Origin of the sequence: Dolosigranulum pigrum ATCC 51524 (assembly GCF_000245815.1) — a bacterium.
Lineage (GTDB): Bacteria > Bacillota > Bacilli > Lactobacillales > Carnobacteriaceae_A > Dolosigranulum > Dolosigranulum pigrum.
This window is the reverse complement of the sequence record NZ_JH601103.1, coordinates 646402-669233: the sequence shown is the minus strand read 5'-3', so window position 1 is coordinate 669233 and position 22832 is coordinate 646402. Positions and strand designations below refer to the sequence as shown.

The following is a 22832-nucleotide window of genomic DNA, read 5'->3' as shown; positions in this document are numbered from 1 at the left end:
GACAATATTTCGCAAGACTACCTATTTCCATACATGTTGCGTTTATTAAGTATACCTCATCTAAAGTGAGAATGCAAATAAAAAATAATATATTCCTTTTCTTCTGAATTGCAACAAGAGATGCAATAACTTTTGAATGCTATTAAAAAAGAACATTTCTCAGCTTAGCCGACAAAATGTTCTTTATTTTAACTATGATACTAAATTTTTCTCACTTATGTTAAGTCTCCACTATACTCACTCTCTTGCGGTAAGATCTGGTTCATCACAATCCCTACAATGGCACTTAAAGCAGTCCCGGAAAACGTGACAAATCCTAGATCTAAGACAGCGCCACCGATTCCGACAACTAGCATAGAACTGGCAATAATAAGATTACGCGACTGCGTGAAGTCAACGCGATCTTCAATCATCACTTTCAGTCCGTTGCTGGCAATGACACCGTATAGAAGAATAGACATCCCACCAAGAACAGGTTCAGGAATAGTTGAAATTAAAGCAGTAAACTTTCCTAAGAAGGCAATGAAAACAGACAAAATCGCTGCATTCCGTACAACTGATACCGAAGCAATCCGTGTCATCCCGATTACACCCGTATTTTCTCCGTAAGTTGTATTCGCTGGCCCACCGAATAAGGCCGAAAGCGTCGTCGCAACCCCATCTCCCATCAACGTTCGCATCAGGCCGGGATTTTTTAAGAAATTACGTTGACAGATTTGTCCTAAGACAGCGTGATCCCCAATATGTTCAGCAGCAGTTACCAATAAGAGCGGGGTTATTGCCCACGTCTCAGGCCCGAAGTATAATTCAAACTCCGAAAAAACGCCCCCTGTGCTAAATGGGAAGTAAAATTCTGGAATAGTAAACCAACTTGCTTCCATCACTGGAGTAAAATCAACCAGTCCAAACATAACAGCTGTTACATATCCAGCAACCACTCCAACTAAGAAAGGAATAATTTTTAGAAACCCTTTGGCCTTTGTATTCACGAAGGCTGTCACCAAAAATGTTACCAAGGCAACAACCATATTGCGCCAGTTGCCATCATCAATTAAGCCCGCACTCTTAATTGCTGTGCTGGACAAACCCAGTCCAATCACCATAATCATCGGTCCAATCACGATTGATGGTAATAACTTATCCAACCAGTCACTCCCAAAGAATTTAATCACCGTCGCTAACAAAACATATCCCAGTCCTGTCAGTACAATTCCTGTCTGGGCAGCACTTATATCGCCTCCCATTTGTTCAATCGCAATTTGCATCGCACCAATATAGGCAAATGAAGATCCTAGATAAACCGGCACCTTCGATTGTGTAATAAAGTGATAAATTAATGTCCCAATTCCGCTAGCAAAAAGAGCAACAGATACTGGCATCCCTAACAAAAGTGGCACCAATATCGTTGCTCCAAACATGGCAAATATATGTTGAATACTTAATAATAACCCTTCACCCGTTGACGGCTTCTCGTGTGTATCTAATATTAATCCCTTCGTTCCCATTGCCATTTTCCTCATCCTTTTCTACTCATATTCTGCGCACAAAAAGAGGGAAACTCTACCATCTATACTGTAAGTTCCCCATTTGCGCCTTGATTATCTTATCAATTTTTCTGTGGAAATGCAAGCCTTAGCCCGCACCCCAAAATTAATTATTCCTTCTGTTCTGAAGCAAGCACCGCATCAATGACAATAACGATACCCAAGAGAACATCAGCATAATCCTCATCAACAATATCAATCTGATACGTATCGCTCCAAGATAAGTAGGCCTTCGATACATTAGCAATCGTCCGCCCATCCTCGGTAATGCGGTAATCATGTGCCAAGAAGTCTCCTTGAATTTCCCAATCCAAGCCTTGAATCGTATACTTCGGTCGAAAGAAGGATACATCCTTCTTCACCGTAGCTGCCAATTGACCGCCAATATACACCTCATATGTCGCCAACAATGACAACACCTTCTCTTCAATCGACAAGACCTCTCTACCTTCGCGATCACGCATGAAGAACTTCTTCCCAAAACTCAACAACTTCTCCTCAACGTAAAACAGCTCTTGCCCTTGAGCATTATAAATCGTAAACTCGTCTTTAAACGAGAGCATTTTTTGTTTAATATGGTATATCATCTTAAGCAGCTCCTTCCTGACTATGTTGAGACAACCGGTAACGAATGCGAATATTCAAGACCATTCCAATCGATAATGAAGACATCAATAAACTAGACCCCCCATAACTTAAGAAAGGAAATGGCACACCAGTGATGGGAAGTACCCCACTCACAGCGCCTAAGTTCAGGCATACTTGAATAAAGAACAGCATACCAATACCCATACACATAAAATAATAAAACGATTCATGACTACGAATACCAATAATATAAATCCGACTAATAATTACCATCATGCATAAGATAATCCCAATAATCGTCACCAATCCTAATTCTTCCCCGATAATCGAGAGAATAAAATCAGTATGTGCTTCAGGTAAGTAGCCTGTCTTTTGAATACTTGCACTAATGCCTACACCCGTTAACCCACCATTGGCTAACGCTTGATAAGAGTTAACTAACTGTAACCCTTCTGACTGCATCAACTTGAATGGATAACGAACCGCTAAAAAACGACCGTGCCCGTAACTACCACTGAACCCCGGAATATAGTGTCCGAAGAAGTATAAAATATTATATGCCGATAAAATTAAGCCGGTACCAATCGCTCCCATAATGAAGCCCTTTTTCAGCGGAATACCACTCATCACGACCATTGTATAAGAGACAATCGCAATAGTAATAGGCGTTCCTGTATCTGGCTGTAACCAAATAATAAATGCCATCACCACTAACAGAGCAGTTGGTGCAATCATTGACTGTGCAAATTCCTTAAATTCAGATGTCTTATGCTCTTTTTGGGATAATATATAAGAAAAATACCATACTGTGAACAACTTTGCTAATTCAGCTGGCTGCAAGTTCATAAACCCTAAAGGAATCCATCGTCGCGCGCCATTGATCGGTGCCATAAAGAATACAACCACTAGTAGAATAAATATTACACCAGCTGCTATCTTAATCAGACGCATATCTTGCCAGTACTTCGTATTCATCATCGCACTAATAAACATTAAGATAATGCCCAAAATAACAAATAACACTTGTTTTCTTAAAAAATCGTATGGATTTCCCTCGTTAGCTACGGCCATATAACTACTCGCACTATAAACCATAATAATACTTAATGTTAATAATATAATATACGGTACTAATAGCCACTTATCTAAGTAAGCTAATTTTTGTCGGATCATAGGATGCTCCTTTCTGAATAACCATTAGCGTCGACCGCGCAAGGATCCCGAATAGAAATATGACTGATGATTAAATCGCATCGACATCAACAAGCCAACTCCCATCATGTTTCCGATCAAGGCAGATCCACCTTGAGAAATAAACGGCAAAGGAATCCCCGTTAATGGCAAGAGACCGATATTCATCCCGATGTTCTCGAACACATGGAACACAATCATCGTAATGACACCTGTTGCGATGTACGCATAAAACTCATTACGCGTATCGTAGACCACTTTAATCATATTGTATACTAATAAGAAATACGTAAAAATGACAGCTGATGCGCCTACAAAGCCGAAGTTCTCTGCAATTGTTGACATAATCATATCAGACTCACGGACTGGTACATACACTTCAGATACTCCGAACCCTTTTCCGAATAAACCACCCGAGCCAATTGCCTTGAACGTTTGGGTAATTTGGTAACTACTTGAGCTCGTATCCAAGGTAGGATTCAACCACGTATCGATACGACGGAACTGGTATTCATGAAAGCCAAGTACATTTTGGAGAAAATCACGATTATACATCACCATAATGACGAATAAAACAGCCACTAATAGAGTTACCCCAAATAACGGCACTAAAATACGCCAACGAATTCCTGACATTAAGGTAATACTTACCGCCACCGCTACAAAAACCAGTGCTGTTCCTAAATCTGGTTGATTCAGGATTAATAAGAGTGGAATAACTGTGTATAGCGCAATCTTACCCAACAGTCTAAAATCACTTAAATTATTACGCTTCGAAAAGTCATTATTATGTTTCGTCACGATACGGGATAATTGCAAAATAAACGGAATCTTAACAAACTCAGTGACTTGAAACGTCATATTAATCCCAGGAATCGTCACCCAGCGCCGCGCTCCTGCCACCGCTGCCAAATCACGATCATAAATAAAAATGGCTCCTATCAATAACGCAATTGAGCCCCAATAGACATACGGCGTCATCCGCCACAGTAGCTTGGAGTCGAATAACAACATCAAGGCAGCCAAACTAATCCCAACCCCGTACCAAATCAACTGTCGCAAGGTCATAGCCATCGATTCACCTTGAATCACCACCGTCGTCGAATACAAAAATACAATACCAATAATACATAACGTCAACACTGGGAAAATAATGCCATAATCAATACGTTGCGGGGATTGTTGTTCCATCATTCATAACTCCTCACCTAATCACTCTCACTCCTACACACTCTATCTAAGTATAAGTCAATTGACTCTAATCAGAAAGGATAAAATGAAAATTTCAAAGTTTTTTCATGAATTACTAGTAACCATCCCGTAAATCCGACTGAATTAACATAAACGCTCGAAAAAACGCCTACCGCTCTCGCGACAGGCGCCCATCTGTCAGAAAGATTGAAATTATTTAATTTCAACTTCTCCTCCAGCTTCTTCGATTTTTTCTTTAATTTCTTCAGCTTCAGCTTTTTCAACGCCTTCTTTAATTGGTGAAGGTGCGTTATCAACAAGACCTTTAGCTTCTTTCAAGCCTAAGCCAGTTAATTCACGAACAGCTTTAATAACTTTAATCTTAGCAGAACCAGCAGTTACCAATTCAACAGTAAATTCTGTTTGTTCTGCAGCGCCACCGTCTGCTGCCGCTGCTGCTGCAACTGGTGCTGCTGCTTCAACGCCAAACTCCTCTTCGATTGCTGTAACTAATTCGTTTAGTTCAACAACAGTAGATTCTTTTAAATCTTCAATAATTTTTTGGATATCTAGTGCCATAATTATTTTTCCTCCATTTTTTTATAATTATATAGTTAATGTGTTACTGAAGCTTGCCAATAAAATATTAGGCAGCTTCTTCTTCTTTCTTCTCTGCCACTGCTTTGACTGCAAGTGCAGTGTTTCGAATAGGTGCTTGAAGCACTGAAAGAAGCATAGATAATAGACCTTCGCGACTTGGTAATTTCGCAATCTTGCTAATTAATTCAAGGCTTGCTACTTTTCCTTCAATGACACCACCTTTAATTTCAACAACTTCCGCTTCTTTAGCGAATTCTGAAATAATCTTAGCTGGTGCAACCACTTCTTCATTACTGAACGCGATTGCCGTAGGTCCCTTGAAAATGTCTTCCATTCCTTCATAACCTGCTTCTTCAGCAGCAAAACGAAGCAATGTGTTCTTCACAACTTTCATTTCAACGTTTGATTCACGCAATTGCGCACGCAAGTCAGTAACTTCCTGAACAGTTAATCCACGGTAGTTAAAGATAATAGTTGATTTAGACGCTTGGAATTTTTCAGCTAGTTCAGTGACTAACTGTTTTTTCTCATTGAGTACTTGTTCTTTTGGCATACATGTCCACCTCCCTTTACTTGGATTGTTGGAAGTTTTTTGTTCAAAAAAACCTCCATGTCCACCTAAAGACATAGAGGAAGTGTAGTGTTTACACGTCACCTCGGTATGAGATTAAGGCTTGCGCCACATACTGTCTTCGGTTGAATCATATTTTATTAACCTAATGCATTATAGCAAGACTGCTACATTAAATCAATACTTTTTTATAATACTGACTCTTTATCAATTTTTACACCAGGGCCGAATGTGCTCGCAATTGCCATGTTTTTAATGTAGGCAAGACGAGAAATTGACGCTGGACGGTTTTTGACAATAATGTCGTGAATTGCTACTAAGTTCTCAGCTAATTGTTCTGTTGAGAATGAAACTTTACCAATTGGCACGTGAACGTTCGCTTGACGGTCGAGACGGTAAGTTACTTGACCAGCCTTGATGTCTTCAACAGCTTTTTTCACGTCAGGTGTTACAGTACCAGTTTTAGGGTTTGGCATTAAGCCTTTTGGTCCTAAAACTCGACCCAATTTACCAACTTCAGCCATCATATCAGGTGCAGCAACAACGATATCGAAGTCTAACCAGCCACCTTGTACTTTTTCGACTAAGTCTGAGTCTCCAACGAAATCAGCACCTGCTTCTTCCGCATCTTTTGCTGCTTGTCCTTTTGCAAAGACAACAACAGATTGTGTTTTACCTGTTCCGTGAGGCAAGACAGTTGCACCACGAAGTTGTTGGTCCGCTTGTTTTGGATCAACACCTAGCTTGTAAGCTACTTCAATACTTGCATCGAAATTAGCAAAGTCAATCTCTTTTACTAATTCGATTGCTTCTTTTAAGTCATATTCTTTATCGCGGTTAACTTGCTCAAGTGCCGCTAAATATTTTTTACTTCCTTTAGCCATTAAATTTGTCCTCCTTTTGTGGTAATAACGGGTTAACCTCCCACTAAATTTAACTCTTCGTTAAATCAGCACGAGAAACCGACTTGTATGTGTCAACAATAATTATTTGTCGACTGTGATTCCCATGCTACGTGCTGTACCTTCTACGATACGCATTGCTGCTTCAATGTCTGCTGCGTTCAAGTCAGGCATTTTTGTTTCTGCAATTTCTCTCACTTGATCACTTGTAACATTAGCAACTTTTTTCTTGTTAGGTTCACCAGAACCAGACTCAATACCGGCTGCTTTCTTCAATAAGTTTGCTGCTGGTGGAGTCTTAGTAATGAATGTGAACGAGCGATCTTCATAAACCGTAATAACAACCGGAATAATCATTCCTGCTTGGTCTGCTGTTCGCGCGTTAAATTCTTTAGTGAATCCCATAATGTTAACACCGGCTTGACCTAGAGCTGGTCCAACGGGTGGCGCAGGGCTTGCTTTACCTGCAGGGATTTGTAATTTTACGACATCAATAACTTTTTTCGCCACGTGACATACCTCCTTGTTGTGTCCGTGAGTGGTTCAGTGAAGATTTAGATTTCTTCTCCCACTTCTTATTCCAGCACACTTGCCTGGCTGAACCAAAACAAGCGCACTTTGACATTTTACCCTATATCCTAATCTTTGTCAAATATAACCTTAGAAACTTATTTCTCTCTGGACATGTTATTTACACAGATGTGCCCACTCGATTGCTCTATTGCAGAACTATTTTCTAAATGCTTAATAGTTATTTAATTCAGCAATTTGGTCATAGTCAATCTCAGTTGTGGTTTCACGACCGAACATTTCGACAGCTACTTTTACCTTGCCTTTATCGGATTCGATCTCCTCGACGATTCCTTCCATACCCGAGAATGTTCCCGAAATAATGCGGACGGTCTGGCCAAGCTCCAAGTCGATCTGAACTTTGCGTGGGTTCAGCCCCATACTGCGCAAGACAGAATCTACTTCTTCTGGGAATAATGGTGATGGCTTACTTCCTGCTCCATGTGAGCCAACAAAACCTGTTACGTTCGGCGTATTACGAACAACATACCACGCTTCATCAGACATAATCATCTTGACAAGCACATAACCTGGGAACGTTTTTTCCTTCACACGTTCTAACTCACCTTCAGCATCTTTCTGATAAGATTCCATCTCAGGAACTAAGATCTCTAAAATATTATCTTCCATTCCCATACTTTCCGTTCGAGATTCCAAGTTCTCTTTTACCTTGTTCTCATAACCTGAGTATGTATGGAGCACGTACCACTCTTCTGCTGTTTCAATTTCTCTTGACATTACTTGATTCCCCCTAAAGAATTGCAATCAAAAAACCTTGCCACTGTGAGCAAAGTTCCTTAACTAATTATTATTCCGCTTTTCTTATATTCTACACTGATTTTAGATCAAATTCAACAAAAAGTTCAAAACAATATCTGATACGTAGAAAAATATCGAGAAGAAGATAATGACGCCAAAAATAGTGGCTGAATCTTTTCGCAATTCTTTTCCACTCGGCCAAGTTGTTTTTTGCATTTCTTCTTTTACTTCACCGAAAAAATTAAATAGTTTCACTTTAATGGGCTCCTCTCTTCTACCGTGTTTCTTTATGAATAGTATGTTCGTCGCAACGACTACAATACTTTTTAATTTCTAAACGTTTTGTTTGCAATTTGGCACTTTTATTTTTTGAATAATTGCGTGAGCCACAATCTGTACACGCTAATCCAACTTTTGTTTTCTTTTTCATGCGATTCATCCCCTCCGAATACACAGCAACTAGCGATTAAACTATAGCATACAATTTGTTATTCGTCAAATCTGCTCCGACAATTTGACTATCCTTTCGTAAAAAAAAACTTGCCCCACCGCTAGAACAGTAGAGCAAGCTATGATGATTCAGTTCTATTGACTTAGAGTTGATTATGATTGTGATTGTAGACGTCTAACTTCTTCAATCGGCAAGTGATCATTGAGTAATGGACTTTGTGGTGATAAACTGTCCTTCTGTTTTGAACCTGAGTACCAGAATAGTGCAATAAGTCCCACTGTCAAGATAGCTGCAAGAATGTATGCTGTCACATCAAGTGCCATATTAAATCCAATTGGTTGCGTTAAGATGTAGACGAATACAGCATACAACATCAATGAGCCTGGTACGAAGGTCACTAACCAGTTGCGGCCTTTCAAGTACAAGTAGCGTGTTGCCACGAATAATGCAATCACGGCTGTCACTTGGTTAGCCCAGTTGAAGTAGCGCCAAATTAATTGGAAGTCAACCATTGTTAAGAAGAATGATACAACAAACAACGGAATCGTTACTGCTAAGACTTTTTTCAATGAATCTTGTGGAATACTCAAGTAGTCTGCCAAGATTGTACGTAAACTACGGAAGCCAGATAACCCTGATGAAACCGGCAAAACAATTACTCCAAGAATAGCAATCATACCGAGTACATTCCCCAGTAGTAAGGTTGATACATTATTAACGACAACAGATGGTGTTCCTTCTGCAATCATTTGGGAAACCGTCTGGCCATCGAATAAAGTCATGGTTGCTCCAGCCCAGATCATCGCGATGACACCTTCTGCGATCATCATACCATAGAATGTGTAGCGTCCTTCTGATTCGTTCGTCATTGTTCGTGAAACCATTGGCGCTTGTGTCGCATGGAATCCACTCATCGCTCCACAGCTAATGGTGAAGAAGATAATAGGAAAAATTGGTGTTCCTTCTGGGTGGAAGTTACCTAATGTACTAGCTGTCAAGTTCGGTAAAACATGCGCTCCTGTCACGCCACCGTAAATTAACATTGCACCAATTGCAAAGGTTGAAATGATCAAAATTCCACCAAAGATTGGATATACCTTACCCATTGCCTTATCGATTGGTAAAACCGTTGAAATTAAGTAGTAGACAAAAATTAAGCCAATCGCTAACGTCGGTGTCATCCAAGCCGGTGTCACATCGGCAATTAAAGTGGCTGGCGTCAAGACGAATACAGTTGCGACCAAAATCAACAATAACATCGCAAAGACATTCACCACATGCTTCACAGATTTTCCTAAATATTTCTCAGCTAATTCAGGCAATTGCGCCCCATTATTACGTAGAGAAATCATTCCTGTCATGTAATCATGTACCGCACCGGCGAAGATACATCCAAAGACAATCCATAAGTACGCGACCGGTCCATATAGAGCTCCCATAATCGGCCCAAAAATAGGTCCCGTTCCCGCAATATTCAATAATTCAATAATCGCATTTGTCTGCTTCTTCATCGGTACAAAGTCAAACCCATCTCGCAATACCTCTGCAGGTGTCTTACGGTCTGGCTCAACTTGGAAATTCTTCTCAATAAATTTCCCGTAAGTAAAGTACCCAATAATAAGTAAGGCAATACCTCCTAAAAACGTTGTCATATTAATCGTCCCCCTCTAAGTTGTTAAACCTATTATAGCTCACAATCACTTATTTATGGGGAATTCTCGCTAAGTTGCACGTTTTCGTTGCTAAGTCACATCATAGCCTCTGTGAGTTACATCACTAAAGCCCAATAACTTGTTTAAACGTTTTCAGATACGTTCGGCTAACGGGAATTTTGAGCTCATCACTCATAATAACTTGGTACGTATTATTGAACCACGGCTGGATTTCTTTAATGTGATCGATATGAATCATATACGACCGGTGCACCCGAAGAAAGGGATCATTCGATAATTTTTCTTCCCATTCTTTCAGTGTGCCTTGTGTCGTTAAGACTTTATTCGTTAAGTACAATATAATTGATCCTTGTTGAACTTCGATTGCCATAATATCGCGTGGCTTTACCAACTGGAAGCGATCATCCGAATAAATCGGAATGGCTGCCGATTCGAGTGGGAGCTCTGTTGGCTTCTGTTGCAGAGTGGCTGGTTCCGATGCTGAATCCGACACTGTTTGCTGTTCTAATGCCTTATGTAACTTCATGACAGCTTGCTTCACTCGCGCTTGATCGAAGGGTTTCATAATATAATCTCGGGCATTCCGCTCGAACGCTTTTAGCGCATATTCATCGTACGCCGTTGCGAAGATAATCATCGGCGGCTGATCTAACTGGTTGATTTTCTTCGCTACATCCAGGCCCGATTCAGCGGTCAGATGAATATCCAAGAACACACCATCTATCGCTTCATCTTGTACAATAGCCAGTGTACTCGCCCCGTCATCTGCTTCCAATACCTGCTCCACCTGCTCGAACCCTTCTAACAAATAACGTAACTCATGACGTGCAAGTGGCTCATCATCCACAATTAATAATCTCACCGTTAATCTCCTCTCTTCTTCATCGGAATACGACAATAAATTGTTGTCCCTTGCTCGACCGAAAACCGCAATCGCGCCTCCTTACCGAACAAGTGAACTAATCGTTTGTTCAAATTCATCAGAGCTGATCCCGTGCCACTATCGGAATAGACCGCTTCTTTTCCCACCTGGTCCAGCTTCTCACTATTAATTCCGATTCCATTATCTCGCACTCTAATAGTAGCTTGATCATCTGCTGCCTGAACACTAATATCAATAATATTTTCTGTTTTGCGCTCAGCGAAAGCATGCTTGAAGGCATTCTCCACCAACACTTGGATAATAAACGGTGGCACCAACAAATCATCCAAACCCGATCCCACCGTAATATTAATCGTATACCGATCAGGAAATCGCGTTGTCTCCAGAGTCGTATAAGCGTTCACATGACTCAATTCTTGATCCAAGCTAATCAAATTTGAACGCGCTCCAGCAATATTTGCCCGGAAGTATCCACTTAGCTTCAACAATAATTCGCGGGCTTTTTCACTATCAATTCGAATCATAGCTGAGATAGTATTCATCGCATTGAATAAAAAATGGGGATTAATTTGGGCTTGGAGCGACTTAATTTCGGCATCTTGTAGCAAGCGTGCTTCTGTCTCACTATTACCTAACTCAATCTGCGTCGAGAAAATATTCCCCAACCCTTCTGCTAAGTTCTTCTCAATATAGGTCAGATCTTGTGCATCCGTAAAGTACAGCTTCAACGTCCCCACAATCCCTTTACGTGTCATCAGGGGTACGACGATGGCTGCTTCTAAGGGACAATGATGATGGGGACAGCCAATCTCTTCCTGATCTCGAGCAATTTTTACTTGTCTGGTCTCCAGCACACCCGTTGACATTTCGGTCAAAATTTGACGTCCCGGCTTATGATGATCACTCCCCGCACCCACATGAGCAATAACTTCCTTCGTATCAGTAATACTGACCGCTGATACTTGAATATAGTTCAGAATTTCTTGCGCTGCTTGCATACAAGGCGTAGTTTTCAACCCTTGACGGAAATAAGGCAAGGTCGCATTAGCTAGCCGCAACACATCATGCGTCTGAACTGCTCGATCTTGCACTTCCTTCATCCGCGTCGACTGAATGAACGACAAAAATATCGCCATCCCTAAACTATTAATCAACATCATCGGCCAAAAAATAAACTGCACCAACTCCCAAGCATCCCAAAAATTATGACTGAACGCCAAAATAATGACCATCTGAATACTTTCGAAAAGTGCTCCTAGCAGTGACCCCATCGCTACACTCGGCAACTTTCCTTCCTTAGCCAACACATAGCCAATACCGCCCGACACACCCCCAATCAAGACGGATGAGATCACATAAACGATCGGATCCAACCCTCCCTGAATGAAGCGGAACAAACTCGAAATAAGCCCGACACTGACCCCAACAACCGGCCCACCAATTAAACCAGAAATCCCAATGGTCAGTGCGCGGGTATTTGCTAGTGAGGAGCCTGGCGACAAACTAGTCAGAAGGTTGCCCACAACAATCTCCCCACTGCTTACTTCAACCCCATTCAAGTTTGACAACAACGCAAACACACTGAAGATAAGAATTAGCTGTACCTTCACAGACCATTGATCGCGCTTAGCTAAAATATGCTTAAATAACCGCGTCTGTACTAACAAGTACGCAATCAAAATAATCATCCCTAAGCGCTCAATCATGTGTAGAAATAATTGTAACATTACTGCCTCCCATCTAGCCTGCCTCTCTGAATACGAGCTACCTCTTTTGCTTACTCTCGTTCAATTAACTCAAAGTCGGAATCGGTCACTTTAAACTCTGGATGTTTTCCATCTGAAATATAAATCTTTTTATCTTTCGTAATAGCGATCGCCACCACATCATCCAATGTATCAACATAATTGAGGCCTTCTTCTAGCCCCATTGAGAAGATTACAGTCGCTAAAGCATCAGCTTCCATCGCTGTATTCGCAATTACACTGAGTCCTGCTAGTTCATTATCAATCGGATAACCATCTTCCGGGCTCAAGATATGATGATATTGTTTCCCATCTTCTTCAATAAACCGTTCATAAATCCCAGACGTCACAACTGCTTTATTTTGTGTATTGTAAGCTCCGATAATCTCTCCACGGTTAGCAAATGGATTCTGAATGCCAATTTTCCATGGATCATCCACTCCACGCGCACTTGACCCCACTAGGAAAATATCGCCTCCTAAATCAGCAATTGCCGTCGTTACGCCCTGTTCTTTTAATGAAGCCGCAGCTTGATCGGTAATATACCCTTTTGCGATCGCGCCAAGATCCAACTTCATCCCTTTTTCTTCCAGATAGACCGTCTTTTCTCCCGAATCTAAGGTGATTTTGTGGTAATCAACCAAGTCTACTTTTTCCTTAATCTTTTCAGGAGTTGGGACACTCGCACCTTCCAATTCAGGATCATCACTTGCGATCGTCTCGCCAATTCCCCACAAGCCAGTCAAAGCCCCAATTGTTGGATCGAAGCGCCCATTCGAATCTTCTGCGAACTGGACCGCTCGCTCGATTACATGAAACACTTCATCCGATACTTGAACTGGTTCAATACCGGCTTTCTCATTAATCTCATAGACTTCTGATCCCTCATAACGCATGGAAAACGTATTGTCTAATGATTCTACACGTTCGAAGGCCTTGTCTAACGCTTCTTCGCCCCCTTCATCATAGACAGTAAGAGTCACCAACGTGCCCAACAAGAATTCTTCTCGAACAAAGGGCTCATCAACTAACTGCCTTTTCTCTTCTACTTGGGCTGAATCAGCTCCCTCATTAGCATCCTCCACAGATTCTCCAGCACAAGCAGCTAGCATCAAGGTACACATTATCATGATTATCAAACTAGTCGATCGTCTCTTCACAGCTTATCTATCCTTTCCCACGGTTAATCTCTCCTTAGTATAGCGAAAAGTTGCCCGTCTGTCCACAACTGACTAGGAGCTCCATTCCTTCATAACAAAGCAATGAGCCAGTTGACAACTCTGCATCAGAATTATCGCTGGCTCACTTTCATCTTAATCTTATTCGCTTTTGCCACCATTATTTTGATTGATGAACGCATCAAGTGGACTTTCATGAAGTTTTTCGATGGCCTTTTCTTTCAACAGATCGGCCACACCCATATTCCGCGCTTCAGCTTCTTCTTGCAGGAAAGACCGCTCTTCTGCCGTTAACTCTACTTCTATAATTTGATCGATTTTTTCTTTCTTCAGACGACCCTTAGGATACTGAAAATCTAGCCCGTCATAACGCTCGCCCCAGATAGCATTGTAGATAGCCTCTTCTTTAGTTGGATTGTACGTGACGTTATATGTATCAGTCAAAAGCGATTGCCGTGTCACATAATTGACCATCATTGTCTCCGGTCGCTCAAGCTCGTATTGCTCAATAAACTCCTCACTCACATGACGTCTAATATAATCAGACAGAGCATCCTCATGCTTATCCACCTTTACTGTCACAATACGTTGCTTAGTATCCTTCTTCAGCCCCAGTTCCTCTAAGCGCTCTGATAAACGCTCTTGTTCCTTCTCCAGTAGATCCAGTAACTCCTCACTTAGACGCGTATGATCCGTGTAATATATCGCAATAATCTCTTCTGTCGGTGTATCTGATCCCACTTTTCCTTCATCAACCAAGTATTTTTGCTCTTCCATGATCTCATCAATCAATTGTTGACCATCTTGCCCCTGATTATACGCCTCTAAGCGTTCCTTCACATCCGTACGTAAACTCGCTGGCGCACAAGCCGCTAACATCATAATACTCAGAATCAGCAACAGACTCCAACGCACACTCTTCATTATCTTATCCACCACACCACTCCTTCTCTAACGAAACCTCGACAAACATTCCACAAAACCTACCCTAACCGGTTCCATTCTTTACCTCAAGTATACGATATCTTGAGCTTAAACTCAACTAAACAGACAACTCTACTCGAACCACCCATTTGCATAAAAATAACCAGTAATTAACTCATATAAATTGTTATAAAAAAACGCAGAGCTTTCTATCAGCTCTTACGTTTTTCTATATTATTATTTCTCTTTTCCCGAACTTATTCCTATACCTGAAGCTAAGGAAATGACACCAACCAATCCTAATACCCATGCACTAGTAGCTGTGTCAGGTAAACGCTGGCCCATTACGGTTGGATTTTCCAGTCTACTTTCTTCTGATTGAGGTGCAGTTTGTACAACTCCATCCTTCTCTTTTGGTGTATTTGATGCAAGTAATGTTTCAGAAGGTTGTTGATAGTTATCCTCCTCAACCGCTTGGCTGCTATTTAAGATTGCCTTCAAAACAATTGTTGTTAAGGCATCAATAGTTATTTTATTATTTAACCGATCAAATGTGACACCTGTCGGATTATCAATAGCGACCGTTCCACTTCGAGTGGCATCGACAAGCACGTGACTATTCATTAAATGAGCAAACTTTGATAAATCAATTGTCCGTGGCTTGCTATCTGCATTCACAAAGACTCCATAAGTGGTTCCATCTGTCGCTTTACTTTGATATCCAATCACTAAATCATTATCACGAATATCGCTTTGTCCAGGTTCTGTAATAAGAGCTACATTCTTATCTACCGATGACTGCGTTCCAAGGCTAAAAGCATCAGTCGATCGTCTTAAGTGAATCAATCCACGTGTATATAATCTAGTTGCTAGCCCAAGTGGATCTTCCGTAGCTTTTTGCCAGTTAAAGTGGTTGATAATGTCTGATGAATCATATGAATCATGAATAAAGTATGGATAATTAAACGGCTTACCCTGTTCATCAGTCATAAACGTTGATTTATAAGGTGCTTCATCTACTTTCCCGCGGTAGTCAGGGTGTTTGAATTGTTTCGTACGACCATATTCTTGACCAGAATGAAGAAAAGCAGTTCCTTGTGCTGTCAGAACCAATGCATTCCCTAATCGAACACGACGATGAATTTCTTCTGCATGTTTACTTGGATCTTTTTTAGTTGACTGCGCAATCACATCAAATAATGTTAAGTTGTCATGTGCCGCAATATATTGAATAACATCTCCTGGATCGTTCGCCTTGAAGTTATGTGGCTGAGCTTTTATATTATCAAAAAGCTGTTTAATATTACGTGCTCCCCCAGTTAAAAATCGCGGTTGTCCTTCGCTTCCAAATCCTGATTTAAGTTCATTACGTATTTCATCAGAAAACACACCTACACTATTCGTATTTACCATCCAATCTTGGTCAGCAGCTTGTTTGTTGATCCCTTCATCACCTACATATGTTCGCCACCCTTCACCAAGTATTAATATATTGGGATTTATTTTTGCTGCTTCATCATAAGCTTTTTGGACACTAGTCGCGTCATGATCTCCCATCATATCAAAGCGGAACCCATCAATTTTATACTCATCAGTCAAAAATTTAATGGAATCAACCAATATTCGTCGAGCCATATAATGAGTTGTCCCTAATCGTCCACCACCGAAACTTGTTCGGCTAGTGCCATCTTTATCCATAAAGTGATAATAATTAGGCTCTAAATCTTCAAATAGATGCTCTGCTGCGGTGTGGTTATAAACCACATCTAAGATAACTCCCATCCCTCTTTCGTGAATAGCGTGTATAAGATGTTTGAATTCTTCGATCCGCTTCTCGGGATTAGTTGGATCTTCTGAATACATACCTGTCAAGGCAAAATAACTCTGAGGATCGTAGCCCCAATTATAATTGGTATTTTTTGACTGATAATCCAGCATACGCTTCTCACGTGCAAACTCATTAGCAAAGTAATAGCTCATAACCGGAAGAAGTTGAATATGTGTGACACCTAAATCTTTTAAATAATCAAGTTTTTCAATAAAGGCGCTAAATGTTCCAAATTTAGTGCTCAACCTTCCTTCCAGATTAGGATCTGATGTAAAGTCACGAACATGTGTTTCATAAATAATGGCATCTTCTCGTTTACTATAACCAGGAATATTAGCATAATCTAACACCGGCCCCATATTAGTTGGATTGACAAATGCTGCCTTAGCAATTTTATCTGCACCATTATTATCCCAAGCTGATAAACTCTTGGCATACGGATCTAACGCTAATATATCCTTACCCTCTCGTGTAATTCTGTACTGATAATAATATCCACGTAAATTAGTTATTCCGACATTATTTTCATTAAGTCGCCCAGACCAAACTCCCTTATCTCCTTGTCTAAGTGATATATCAGCAATCACTTTATCTGGACTATTCTTATCATAAACAACAACACTCACTGCCTCAGCACTCGGGGACCATACCGCCACGTCAGCCGATCCATCATCATATAACTGAGACCCTAAGAATTCATCAGTTGCGTATAATTCATCTTTTAGTTGCCAAGTTGTGCTCGCTTCATAAGTCTCACCGTCTATAGTGACTTGATAACTCCCTTTTTCAGGAGCGAATTGTCCAGTGAGTTGAACAGTATTCCCTTTAATATTCACCGATTGTATGGCTACTGATTGTCCAGATTTGTCTGTGACATTCATTGTATCCCTTAAATTCTCAGGTAATTTATCCGTGTTAAATGTGATTTCGATCGTTGAACGACTAATATGGTGCACTGCTTCAGCTCGAACATCAGAAATATAATAAGGATTAGTATACACTGTATGATCACCAGCCTTCAAAAAAACTTGTGAATGCGTAGTTAACTCACTAAATTTATAATCAACTGTCTTTTCTTCATTCATCTTATTAACGACTAAAAAATTTACTATTTGGGCTGCTTCTGCCAATGGAATATCCACGTAACGACCATATTTTCCTTCTTGCGCTAACTCCATTCCGTTGGGCCAATCAGTACTTGGTTGTCTTACATCACCCCATGTCCAAACACCTAAATTATCATAATTTCCATCAGGGTCATAATAGTTAACTCGAAGATAACCTTCTTGCTCTAATGGTTTGTACGTATAGACCTGTTTATTAGCTCCTAGCCATACTTCATTCATCGCTTTATGGATGATCTCTATTTTAATATCACCCGTTAAATTATCACCTGTTGTATTATTAATAAGGACACCCACTTTTTTAGCGCTATCCCCTGACAACTTCACATCTAAATATCGTCCATAATCATCTTTAGCAGCCTGATTTAATCGGAGCGCCCCATTAGGCCAGTTTTCGCTAGGTGACTCTACGTCTTCCCATACCCAAAGACCTAAATGATTATTTTCATCATGAGTGAGCTCTTTATTGACATGAACACGTAAATGTCCTGATTCGATTTGATCACTCTGATTAGGCTCTATTTGATTGCTAATTAGAGTATCCTTCTCAACATCATCAACTACTTCTACGTTCTCATTTTTAGATGTTTCTTCCTGTTTTTGCTGTTCAGATAAATTATTGGTATTTATGTTTGGTTCAAAATCATTTACCTCAGATGTTACAACTGACTGAGTGGACTCCTCTAAACTTGATAATTCAGCCTGTTCAATTTCCTCACTTGCATAAACTACCTCTTGAGTCATATGCATTAAAACAAATGCTGATAATGAAGCACCTACTGCCATTCGATATCGTAAGTTTTTTCGTGATTTCATCGTCATTTCCTTTCTAAAAAACCTCCGCCTATTTCTAAGCGGAGATTTTACTAAATTATCCTTTTGTTGCACCCGCTGAGAGTCCAGTAATAAGGTATTTTTGCAAGTACAAGTACACCGCTGCAATCGGCAAGGCAATTAAGATAGCTCCAGCAGCAAAGCGGGTAAAGTTGTTCGAGAATTGTGAGTTAACAAAGTTGTACAATCCTAACGCTAATGTAAAGTTTTGTGGACTACGTAAAATAATTCGTGGCAAGATAAAGTCCATAAATGGTGCCATGAAATTAAAGAGCGCCACTACCGCTAAGATTGGCTTCGCTAACGGTAAGAGAATTTGGAAGAATATACGGAAGTGACCAGCACCGTCCATCTTCGCTGATTCATCCAATGATTTCGGAATCGTATCGAAGTATCCTTTTACTAAAAAGGCATTCATCGGAATACTTCCACCAACATAAACAATAATCAGTCCCCATAATGTATCAATCAATCCAATTGTATTCAATAAGATATAGATAGCCACCATTGCCATCAATACCGGGAACATTTGGAGAAGCAAGAACGCGTACAGCCCGTATTTACGTCCTTTAAAACGATAACGAGAAAAAGCATATGCCGTAATCGCCACAAAAAAGGTACTTAAAATAGAACAAATTGTAGCAATAAATAATGTATTTTTATACCATGTCAAGTACTGACTGCGCGGACTCGTAAATAACCACACATAATTATCCAATGACCAATTCTCTGGCGAGAGTGATGCCCCGTACAGACTGGTCGTCGTATTCATCGAAATCGCCAATGCCCAAACAAGTGGGTACAAAATAACAACAAACATAACGAGTAATACTAGATAAATCAATCCCACTTCTATACGGCTTTTGTTCTTTCTTGATAGATTTAACATCTCTAAAATCTCCCTTCGTCAGTAAATGAGCTTGAACGGCGGAATTGGAAGAAGGCAAAGACCGCAATCACAAGTCCTAGAATCAATGAAATAGCAGCAGCCATACTGAATTGCTGGTTGTTAAACGTTAAGTTATATACCCATGAAATCAAGATATCTGTTCCACCTGCATTCTGTCCACGAACAGCTGGTCCCCCTTCATTGAATAGATAAATAATATTGAAGTTATTAAAGTTAAAGGTGTATTGTGTCAATAAAAGTGGTCCCGTTGCATACATTAAGTGTGGGAACGTAATATTTTTGAAACTCTGCCAACGACTAGCTCCATCCATCTCTGCTGCTTCATACCAATCGCGAGAAATACTCTGAAGAACTCCGGTAAATAAGGCATAAACATATGGAAACCCTAACCACACTTGAATAGAAATAATCGCAATTCGTGTCCACATGACACTGGACATCCACGGAATGGACGTATTAAAGAGTGGCTGAATAATCGTCGTATTAATCGCCCCAAAGTTATCATTAAATAACGCAGAAAAAACAATAATTGATACGAATCCTGGGACCGCCCATGGTAAGATCAAAATCGTTCGAATAAACTTCTTAAACTTCACGCGTGGATCATTAACAATAATCGCCAAGAACATTGCTAGGGCAATTTGTAGCGTTGTAGCCACGAACGTCCACGTCAAGGTCCAAGTGAAAACGCTGAAGAAGGTATCGCGCCACTGCGTTAATGTAAATAAGTTCGTAAAGTTACTGAATCCAATCCAGTCCAGCACATTTCGCGGTGGAGCATTATATAAGTTGTAGTTCGAGAAAGCCAAAGCTGCCATAAATAAAAGTGGCAACAAGACGACGAAGATTAACATTAAAAATCCTGGTCCAATTAAAACATATGGGAAAGCTGTATCCCATGATTGGCGAAATCGCTTCATAACACTCGATGGTTGCTCTCCTCGTTGAATACGCTTGGCTTCATTCCTCGCATCATTCAACTGTGCAATATAAAAAACAATATAAAATACCGTAAAAATAAGTGCAATAAGTCCTTCGATCAATAGCACACGCGAATCATGCTCTCTAGGAATAGTTCCTAACGTAATTAATCCTTGGAATCCTGTCGCTATATAATCAAACATCAATAACGTAAAAGATAAAAATAAAATAAAAATAGCACTACCCTTAATGCGTCGCTGGTTATACCATTGACCCAAGCCAGGAATAATAGAAAGCAACATCGCTTTCTTTGAACTATGATTTTGATTTGATTGTACATCCGGTTGGCTCATTCATGTCATTCCTTTCTTTTCTTAAGATAAAATAGGAAGGATAAACCTTCCTATTTATCTTAATCTTTAGCTTTTATTGCCCCATCATTTGGATGTCAGCTTTAATTTGTTCAACTGTTTCATCTAAGATTTCTTGTGGACTTTCTCCTTTTTGGATAAAGGTGAAGGCGTCTGCCATTGGATCCCAAACTTGTCCCATCTCTGGAATGTTTGGCATTGGATTTGCATTTTTCGTTTGTTCGAAGATTGGTTGCATGAATTCATCTTCAATTGTTACATTTTTATGAGCTGGTAATTCACCGGCTTTTTCGTAGTAAATTTGTGAGCTTTCTGCACTTGTTAAGTGAAGTGCTAATTCAGTTGCCCAGTATTTGTTCTCAGAGTATTCGTTCACTAACCAACCTTTGTTCCCTGCAAAAGTCTTCATTGCTTCACCATTGTATTTAGGCATTTCGATAACTTGTAGTTTATCTCCTAATGCTTCACGGTGTTGTGGGATTGCCCAAGGTCCGTCAATAATGGCACCAACTTTTCCATCTTGGAATAGACTAGCTGCAACTTCTAAGTCAGTCCCTTCTGGAATCAATTTTTCATTAAAGAATGTTTGGTAGTATTCTAACGCTGAGACTGCTTCTGGTGTATTCAAACCAATATCTGATGCATCGTAGTGACCTGTATCATCTTGGCCGAATAAGTAAGCACCTTCTGATGTAATGAATGGGTACATGAAGTACAAGTTTTGCATATCAGCTAAGAAGCCGTATTGGTCGCCTTCTGTCTTCTCACGTGCTAACTCCAATAAGTCTTCAGCTGTCTCTGGCACTTTGTCAACAATATCTGTGTTAATAAACATTGCGTACGTTTCAACAACAGCTGGAATTCCCATCTGTGCACCTTCGTAGTTGAATGAGCCAACTGCATCTTCATTGTATTCTTCTAACTTCGCTAATTGCTCATCCGTGAATTCCAATTCTGCTGCCAGACCTTGGTGATAAACATCTCCTACACGGTCATGCGGTTGGAAGAATAAGTCGGCTCCTTGCCCAGAAGGACCGTCTAAGCTCATTCCCTCTGTTTGTTCTAACATATCGTAAGGTGTCATCTCAACTTCGATACCTGTTTCTTCCGTGAATTTCTGCGTGATTTCTTCGTAAGCTTCGATTTGAACATCTTCATTGTTAACCCACATCTGAAGTTTTTCTGGCTTCTCAGGAATATCGCCTTCACTCAAAGTTGCTTTTGGCTCCCCACCTTGTGTCTCTTCTGTCACATCAGCACCGCCACCACTGCTACATGCAGCTAGCAAGCCTGCTGTTGTTAATAATAAACCTGCTTTATAAAACTTATTCATTTCTTTTCCCTCTTTCTTTTTATTCTCAAGCGTTTACAATATAATTTTATTAGATGAGCGATTTAATTGCAATAGTTTTTCAACTGTTACCGGTATCAGGATTTTATTTTGAAGATCTCTTTAATAATTGATTACTTATTGTCTGTTGATTGATGTTCAATGAAGAGATTTTACACATAAAAAACCTGACATCTATAGCCATTGAGTTCTATAGATATCAGGTTTATCTTAGTTAAATTGGGTTTAGCGTGGTACAGCGATCGTGACTGTCTCGCCTCCATAACCGTTCGCTTGGTCGTGTCCTTCCACAACCACTTCTTGAATATCGCTTGGAATGGTAAATGGACCACGTGAGCGCGTAAAGGGCTGCTCGTTGGCATGATCGTGAGCTAAGTCATGTTCAGCTAGCACATCACCGTCCGTGGTCATCACACGCCAACCATCAGCGTAACGCTCCGGTGTATCGTATGGTGAGGAGACCGTCACGGCGATTGTATATTCGTCCCCTGATTCATGCGTCAATTCTGCTTCCAAAATATCAGGAAATTCTTGCTCTGCATCATCAGACTTATCAGCGGTAGATTTTTCCTCTTGATCTACCTGCTCTGTTATTTCAGCTTGATCATCTGAGGTGTCTTTTTCAGCAACATTCGCACGATTACCACAAGCGGTTAACAAACTTGCTGTTACAAGCATTAGTGTCCACTGGCGTATCTTCATGATGTATCCTCCTTTAGTAAC

At 40.4% G+C, this 22832-nt stretch carries 21 protein-coding genes and 1 other annotated feature; all 21 genes read right to left on the bottom strand.

Annotation, left to right across the window (positions count from 1 at the left end):
• Nucleotides 1-215: 215 nt before the first annotated feature.
• A complete protein-coding gene (locus tag HMPREF9703_RS03100) occupies nt 216-1511 on the bottom strand; it encodes a uracil-xanthine permease family protein (protein WP_004635536.1) in 1296 nt (431 codons plus the stop codon).
• Nucleotides 1512-1654: 143 nt separating this feature from the next.
• Entirely contained in the window at nt 1655-2131 is a 477-nt protein-coding gene (locus HMPREF9703_RS03095; protein WP_004635534.1) for an LURP-one-related/scramblase family protein, read from the bottom strand.
• Between the two features lies 1 nt (nt 2132).
• Entirely contained in the window at nt 2133-3305 is a 1173-nt protein-coding gene (locus HMPREF9703_RS03090) for an FtsW/RodA/SpoVE family cell cycle protein (protein WP_004635532.1), read from the bottom strand.
• A 24-nt stretch (nt 3306-3329) separates the two neighbouring features.
• The gene (locus HMPREF9703_RS03085) at nt 3330-4517 is read right to left on the bottom strand and encodes an FtsW/RodA/SpoVE family cell cycle protein (RefSeq protein WP_004635530.1); all 1188 of its coding nucleotides are present in this window, start codon (nt 4515-4517) and stop codon (nt 3330-3332) included.
• A 210-nt stretch (nt 4518-4727) separates the two neighbouring features.
• Nucleotides 4728-5093: a 50S ribosomal protein L7/L12 gene (rplL, locus tag HMPREF9703_RS03080; protein WP_004635528.1), complete on the bottom strand. Its 366-nt coding sequence runs from the start codon at nt 5091-5093 to the stop codon at nt 4728-4730.
• A 67-nt stretch (nt 5094-5160) separates the two neighbouring features.
• Complete coding sequence (gene rplJ / locus HMPREF9703_RS03075; protein ID WP_004635525.1) at nt 5161-5667, bottom strand: 50S ribosomal protein L10; 507 nt, start codon at nt 5665-5667, stop codon at nt 5161-5163.
• A 37-nt stretch (nt 5668-5704) separates the two neighbouring features.
• Nucleotides 5705-5828 (bottom strand) — a sequence feature (ribosomal protein L10 leader region).
• A gap of 45 nt (nt 5829-5873) precedes the next feature.
• A complete protein-coding gene (gene rplA, locus HMPREF9703_RS03070) occupies nt 5874-6569 on the bottom strand; it encodes a 50S ribosomal protein L1 (protein ID WP_004635524.1) in 696 nt (231 codons plus the stop codon).
• Nucleotides 6570-6671: 102 nt separating this feature from the next.
• Nucleotides 6672-7097 carry a 50S ribosomal protein L11 gene (gene rplK, locus HMPREF9703_RS03065; protein ID WP_004635522.1) on the bottom strand — a complete coding sequence of 142 codons (426 nt, stop codon included), beginning with the start codon at nt 7095-7097 and terminating at the stop codon, nt 6672-6674.
• 234 nt (nt 7098-7331) lie between these two features.
• Nucleotides 7332-7895, bottom strand: coding sequence for a transcription termination/antitermination protein NusG (gene nusG / locus HMPREF9703_RS03060; protein ID WP_004635519.1), 564 nt, complete (start codon nt 7893-7895; stop codon nt 7332-7334).
• A gap of 102 nt (nt 7896-7997) precedes the next feature.
• Nucleotides 7998-8171: a preprotein translocase subunit SecE gene (gene secE / locus HMPREF9703_RS03055; protein WP_004635517.1), complete on the bottom strand. Its 174-nt coding sequence runs from the start codon at nt 8169-8171 to the stop codon at nt 7998-8000.
• Between the two features lie 19 nt (nt 8172-8190).
• Nucleotides 8191-8346 carry a 50S ribosomal protein L33 gene (rpmG, locus tag HMPREF9703_RS03050; protein ID WP_004635516.1) on the bottom strand — a complete coding sequence of 52 codons (156 nt, stop codon included), beginning with the start codon at nt 8344-8346 and terminating at the stop codon, nt 8191-8193.
• Between the two features lie 173 nt (nt 8347-8519).
• The gene (locus HMPREF9703_RS03045) at nt 8520-10019 is read right to left on the bottom strand and encodes a carbon starvation CstA family protein (protein ID WP_004635514.1); all 1500 of its coding nucleotides are present in this window, start codon (nt 10017-10019) and stop codon (nt 8520-8522) included.
• Between the two features lie 124 nt (nt 10020-10143).
• Nucleotides 10144-10902, bottom strand: a complete 759-nt coding sequence (locus HMPREF9703_RS03040) for a LytR/AlgR family response regulator transcription factor (RefSeq protein ID WP_004635512.1) — start codon at nt 10900-10902, stop codon at nt 10144-10146.
• A gap of 2 nt (nt 10903-10904) precedes the next feature.
• Entirely contained in the window at nt 10905-12650 is a 1746-nt protein-coding gene (locus tag HMPREF9703_RS03035; protein ID WP_004635510.1) for a sensor histidine kinase, read from the bottom strand.
• Nucleotides 12651-12700: 50 nt separating this feature from the next.
• Complete coding sequence (locus tag HMPREF9703_RS03030) at nt 12701-13828, bottom strand: FAD:protein FMN transferase (protein ID WP_004635507.1); 1128 nt, start codon at nt 13826-13828, stop codon at nt 12701-12703.
• A 159-nt stretch (nt 13829-13987) separates the two neighbouring features.
• Nucleotides 13988-14782, bottom strand: a complete 795-nt coding sequence (locus tag HMPREF9703_RS03025) for a hypothetical protein (protein ID WP_004635505.1) — start codon at nt 14780-14782, stop codon at nt 13988-13990.
• 225 nt (nt 14783-15007) lie between these two features.
• Nucleotides 15008-18538 carry a pullulanase gene (locus tag HMPREF9703_RS03020; RefSeq protein WP_004635504.1) on the bottom strand — a complete coding sequence of 1177 codons (3531 nt, stop codon included), beginning with the start codon at nt 18536-18538 and terminating at the stop codon, nt 15008-15010.
• A 55-nt stretch (nt 18539-18593) separates the two neighbouring features.
• Nucleotides 18594-19445, bottom strand: a complete 852-nt coding sequence (locus tag HMPREF9703_RS03015; protein WP_004635502.1) for a sugar ABC transporter permease — start codon at nt 19443-19445, stop codon at nt 18594-18596.
• A gap of 2 nt (nt 19446-19447) precedes the next feature.
• A complete protein-coding gene (locus HMPREF9703_RS03010) occupies nt 19448-20740 on the bottom strand; it encodes a carbohydrate ABC transporter permease (RefSeq protein WP_004635500.1) in 1293 nt (430 codons plus the stop codon).
• Between the two features lie 73 nt (nt 20741-20813).
• Nucleotides 20814-22091 carry a sugar ABC transporter substrate-binding protein gene (locus HMPREF9703_RS03005; RefSeq protein WP_004635498.1) on the bottom strand — a complete coding sequence of 426 codons (1278 nt, stop codon included), beginning with the start codon at nt 22089-22091 and terminating at the stop codon, nt 20814-20816.
• Between the two features lie 243 nt (nt 22092-22334).
• A complete protein-coding gene (locus HMPREF9703_RS03000) occupies nt 22335-22811 on the bottom strand; it encodes a hypothetical protein (RefSeq protein WP_004635497.1) in 477 nt (158 codons plus the stop codon).
• Nucleotides 22812-22832 lie beyond the last annotated feature (21 nt).

Excerpts from the sequence above, each read along its gene's own strand:
- HMPREF9703_RS03005 (WP_004635498.1), bottom strand. The coding sequence starts at position 22,091 with ATGAATAAGTTTTATAAAGCAGGTTTATTATTAACAACAGCAGGCTTG.
- HMPREF9703_RS03035 (WP_004635510.1), bottom strand. The coding sequence starts at position 12,650 with ATGTTACAATTATTTCTACACATGATTGAGCGCTTAGGGATGATTATT.
- HMPREF9703_RS03090 (WP_004635532.1), bottom strand. The coding sequence starts at position 3,305 with ATGATCCGACAAAAATTAGCTTACTTAGATAAGTGGCTATTAGTACCG.
- HMPREF9703_RS03020 (WP_004635504.1), bottom strand. The coding sequence starts at position 18,538 with ATGAAATCACGAAAAAACTTACGATATCGAATGGCAGTAGGTGCTTCA.
- HMPREF9703_RS03045 (WP_004635514.1), bottom strand. The coding sequence starts at position 10,019 with ATGACAACGTTTTTAGGAGGTATTGCCTTACTTATTATTGGGTACTTT.
- rplA (WP_004635524.1), bottom strand. The coding sequence starts at position 6,569 with ATGGCTAAAGGAAGTAAAAAATATTTAGCGGCACTTGAGCAAGTTAAC.
- nusG (WP_004635519.1), bottom strand. The coding sequence starts at position 7,895 with ATGTCAAGAGAAATTGAAACAGCAGAAGAGTGGTACGTGCTCCATACA.
- HMPREF9703_RS03000 (WP_004635497.1), bottom strand. The coding sequence starts at position 22,811 with ATGAAGATACGCCAGTGGACACTAATGCTTGTAACAGCAAGTTTGTTA.
- HMPREF9703_RS03010 (WP_004635500.1), bottom strand. The coding sequence starts at position 20,740 with ATGAGCCAACCGGATGTACAATCAAATCAAAATCATAGTTCAAAGAAA.
- HMPREF9703_RS03085 (WP_004635530.1), bottom strand. The coding sequence starts at position 4,517 with ATGATGGAACAACAATCCCCGCAACGTATTGATTATGGCATTATTTTC.
- rpmG (WP_004635516.1), bottom strand. The coding sequence starts at position 8,346 with ATGAAAAAGAAAACAAAAGTTGGATTAGCGTGTACAGATTGTGGCTCA.
- HMPREF9703_RS03100 (WP_004635536.1), bottom strand. The coding sequence starts at position 1,511 with ATGGCAATGGGAACGAAGGGATTAATATTAGATACACACGAGAAGCCG.
- rplL (WP_004635528.1), bottom strand. The coding sequence starts at position 5,093 with ATGGCACTAGATATCCAAAAAATTATTGAAGATTTAAAAGAATCTACT.
- rplJ (WP_004635525.1), bottom strand. The coding sequence starts at position 5,667 with ATGCCAAAAGAACAAGTACTCAATGAGAAAAAACAGTTAGTCACTGAA.
- HMPREF9703_RS03015 (WP_004635502.1), bottom strand. The coding sequence starts at position 19,445 with ATGTTAAATCTATCAAGAAAGAACAAAAGCCGTATAGAAGTGGGATTG.
- HMPREF9703_RS03095 (WP_004635534.1), bottom strand. The coding sequence starts at position 2,131 with ATGATATACCATATTAAACAAAAAATGCTCTCGTTTAAAGACGAGTTT.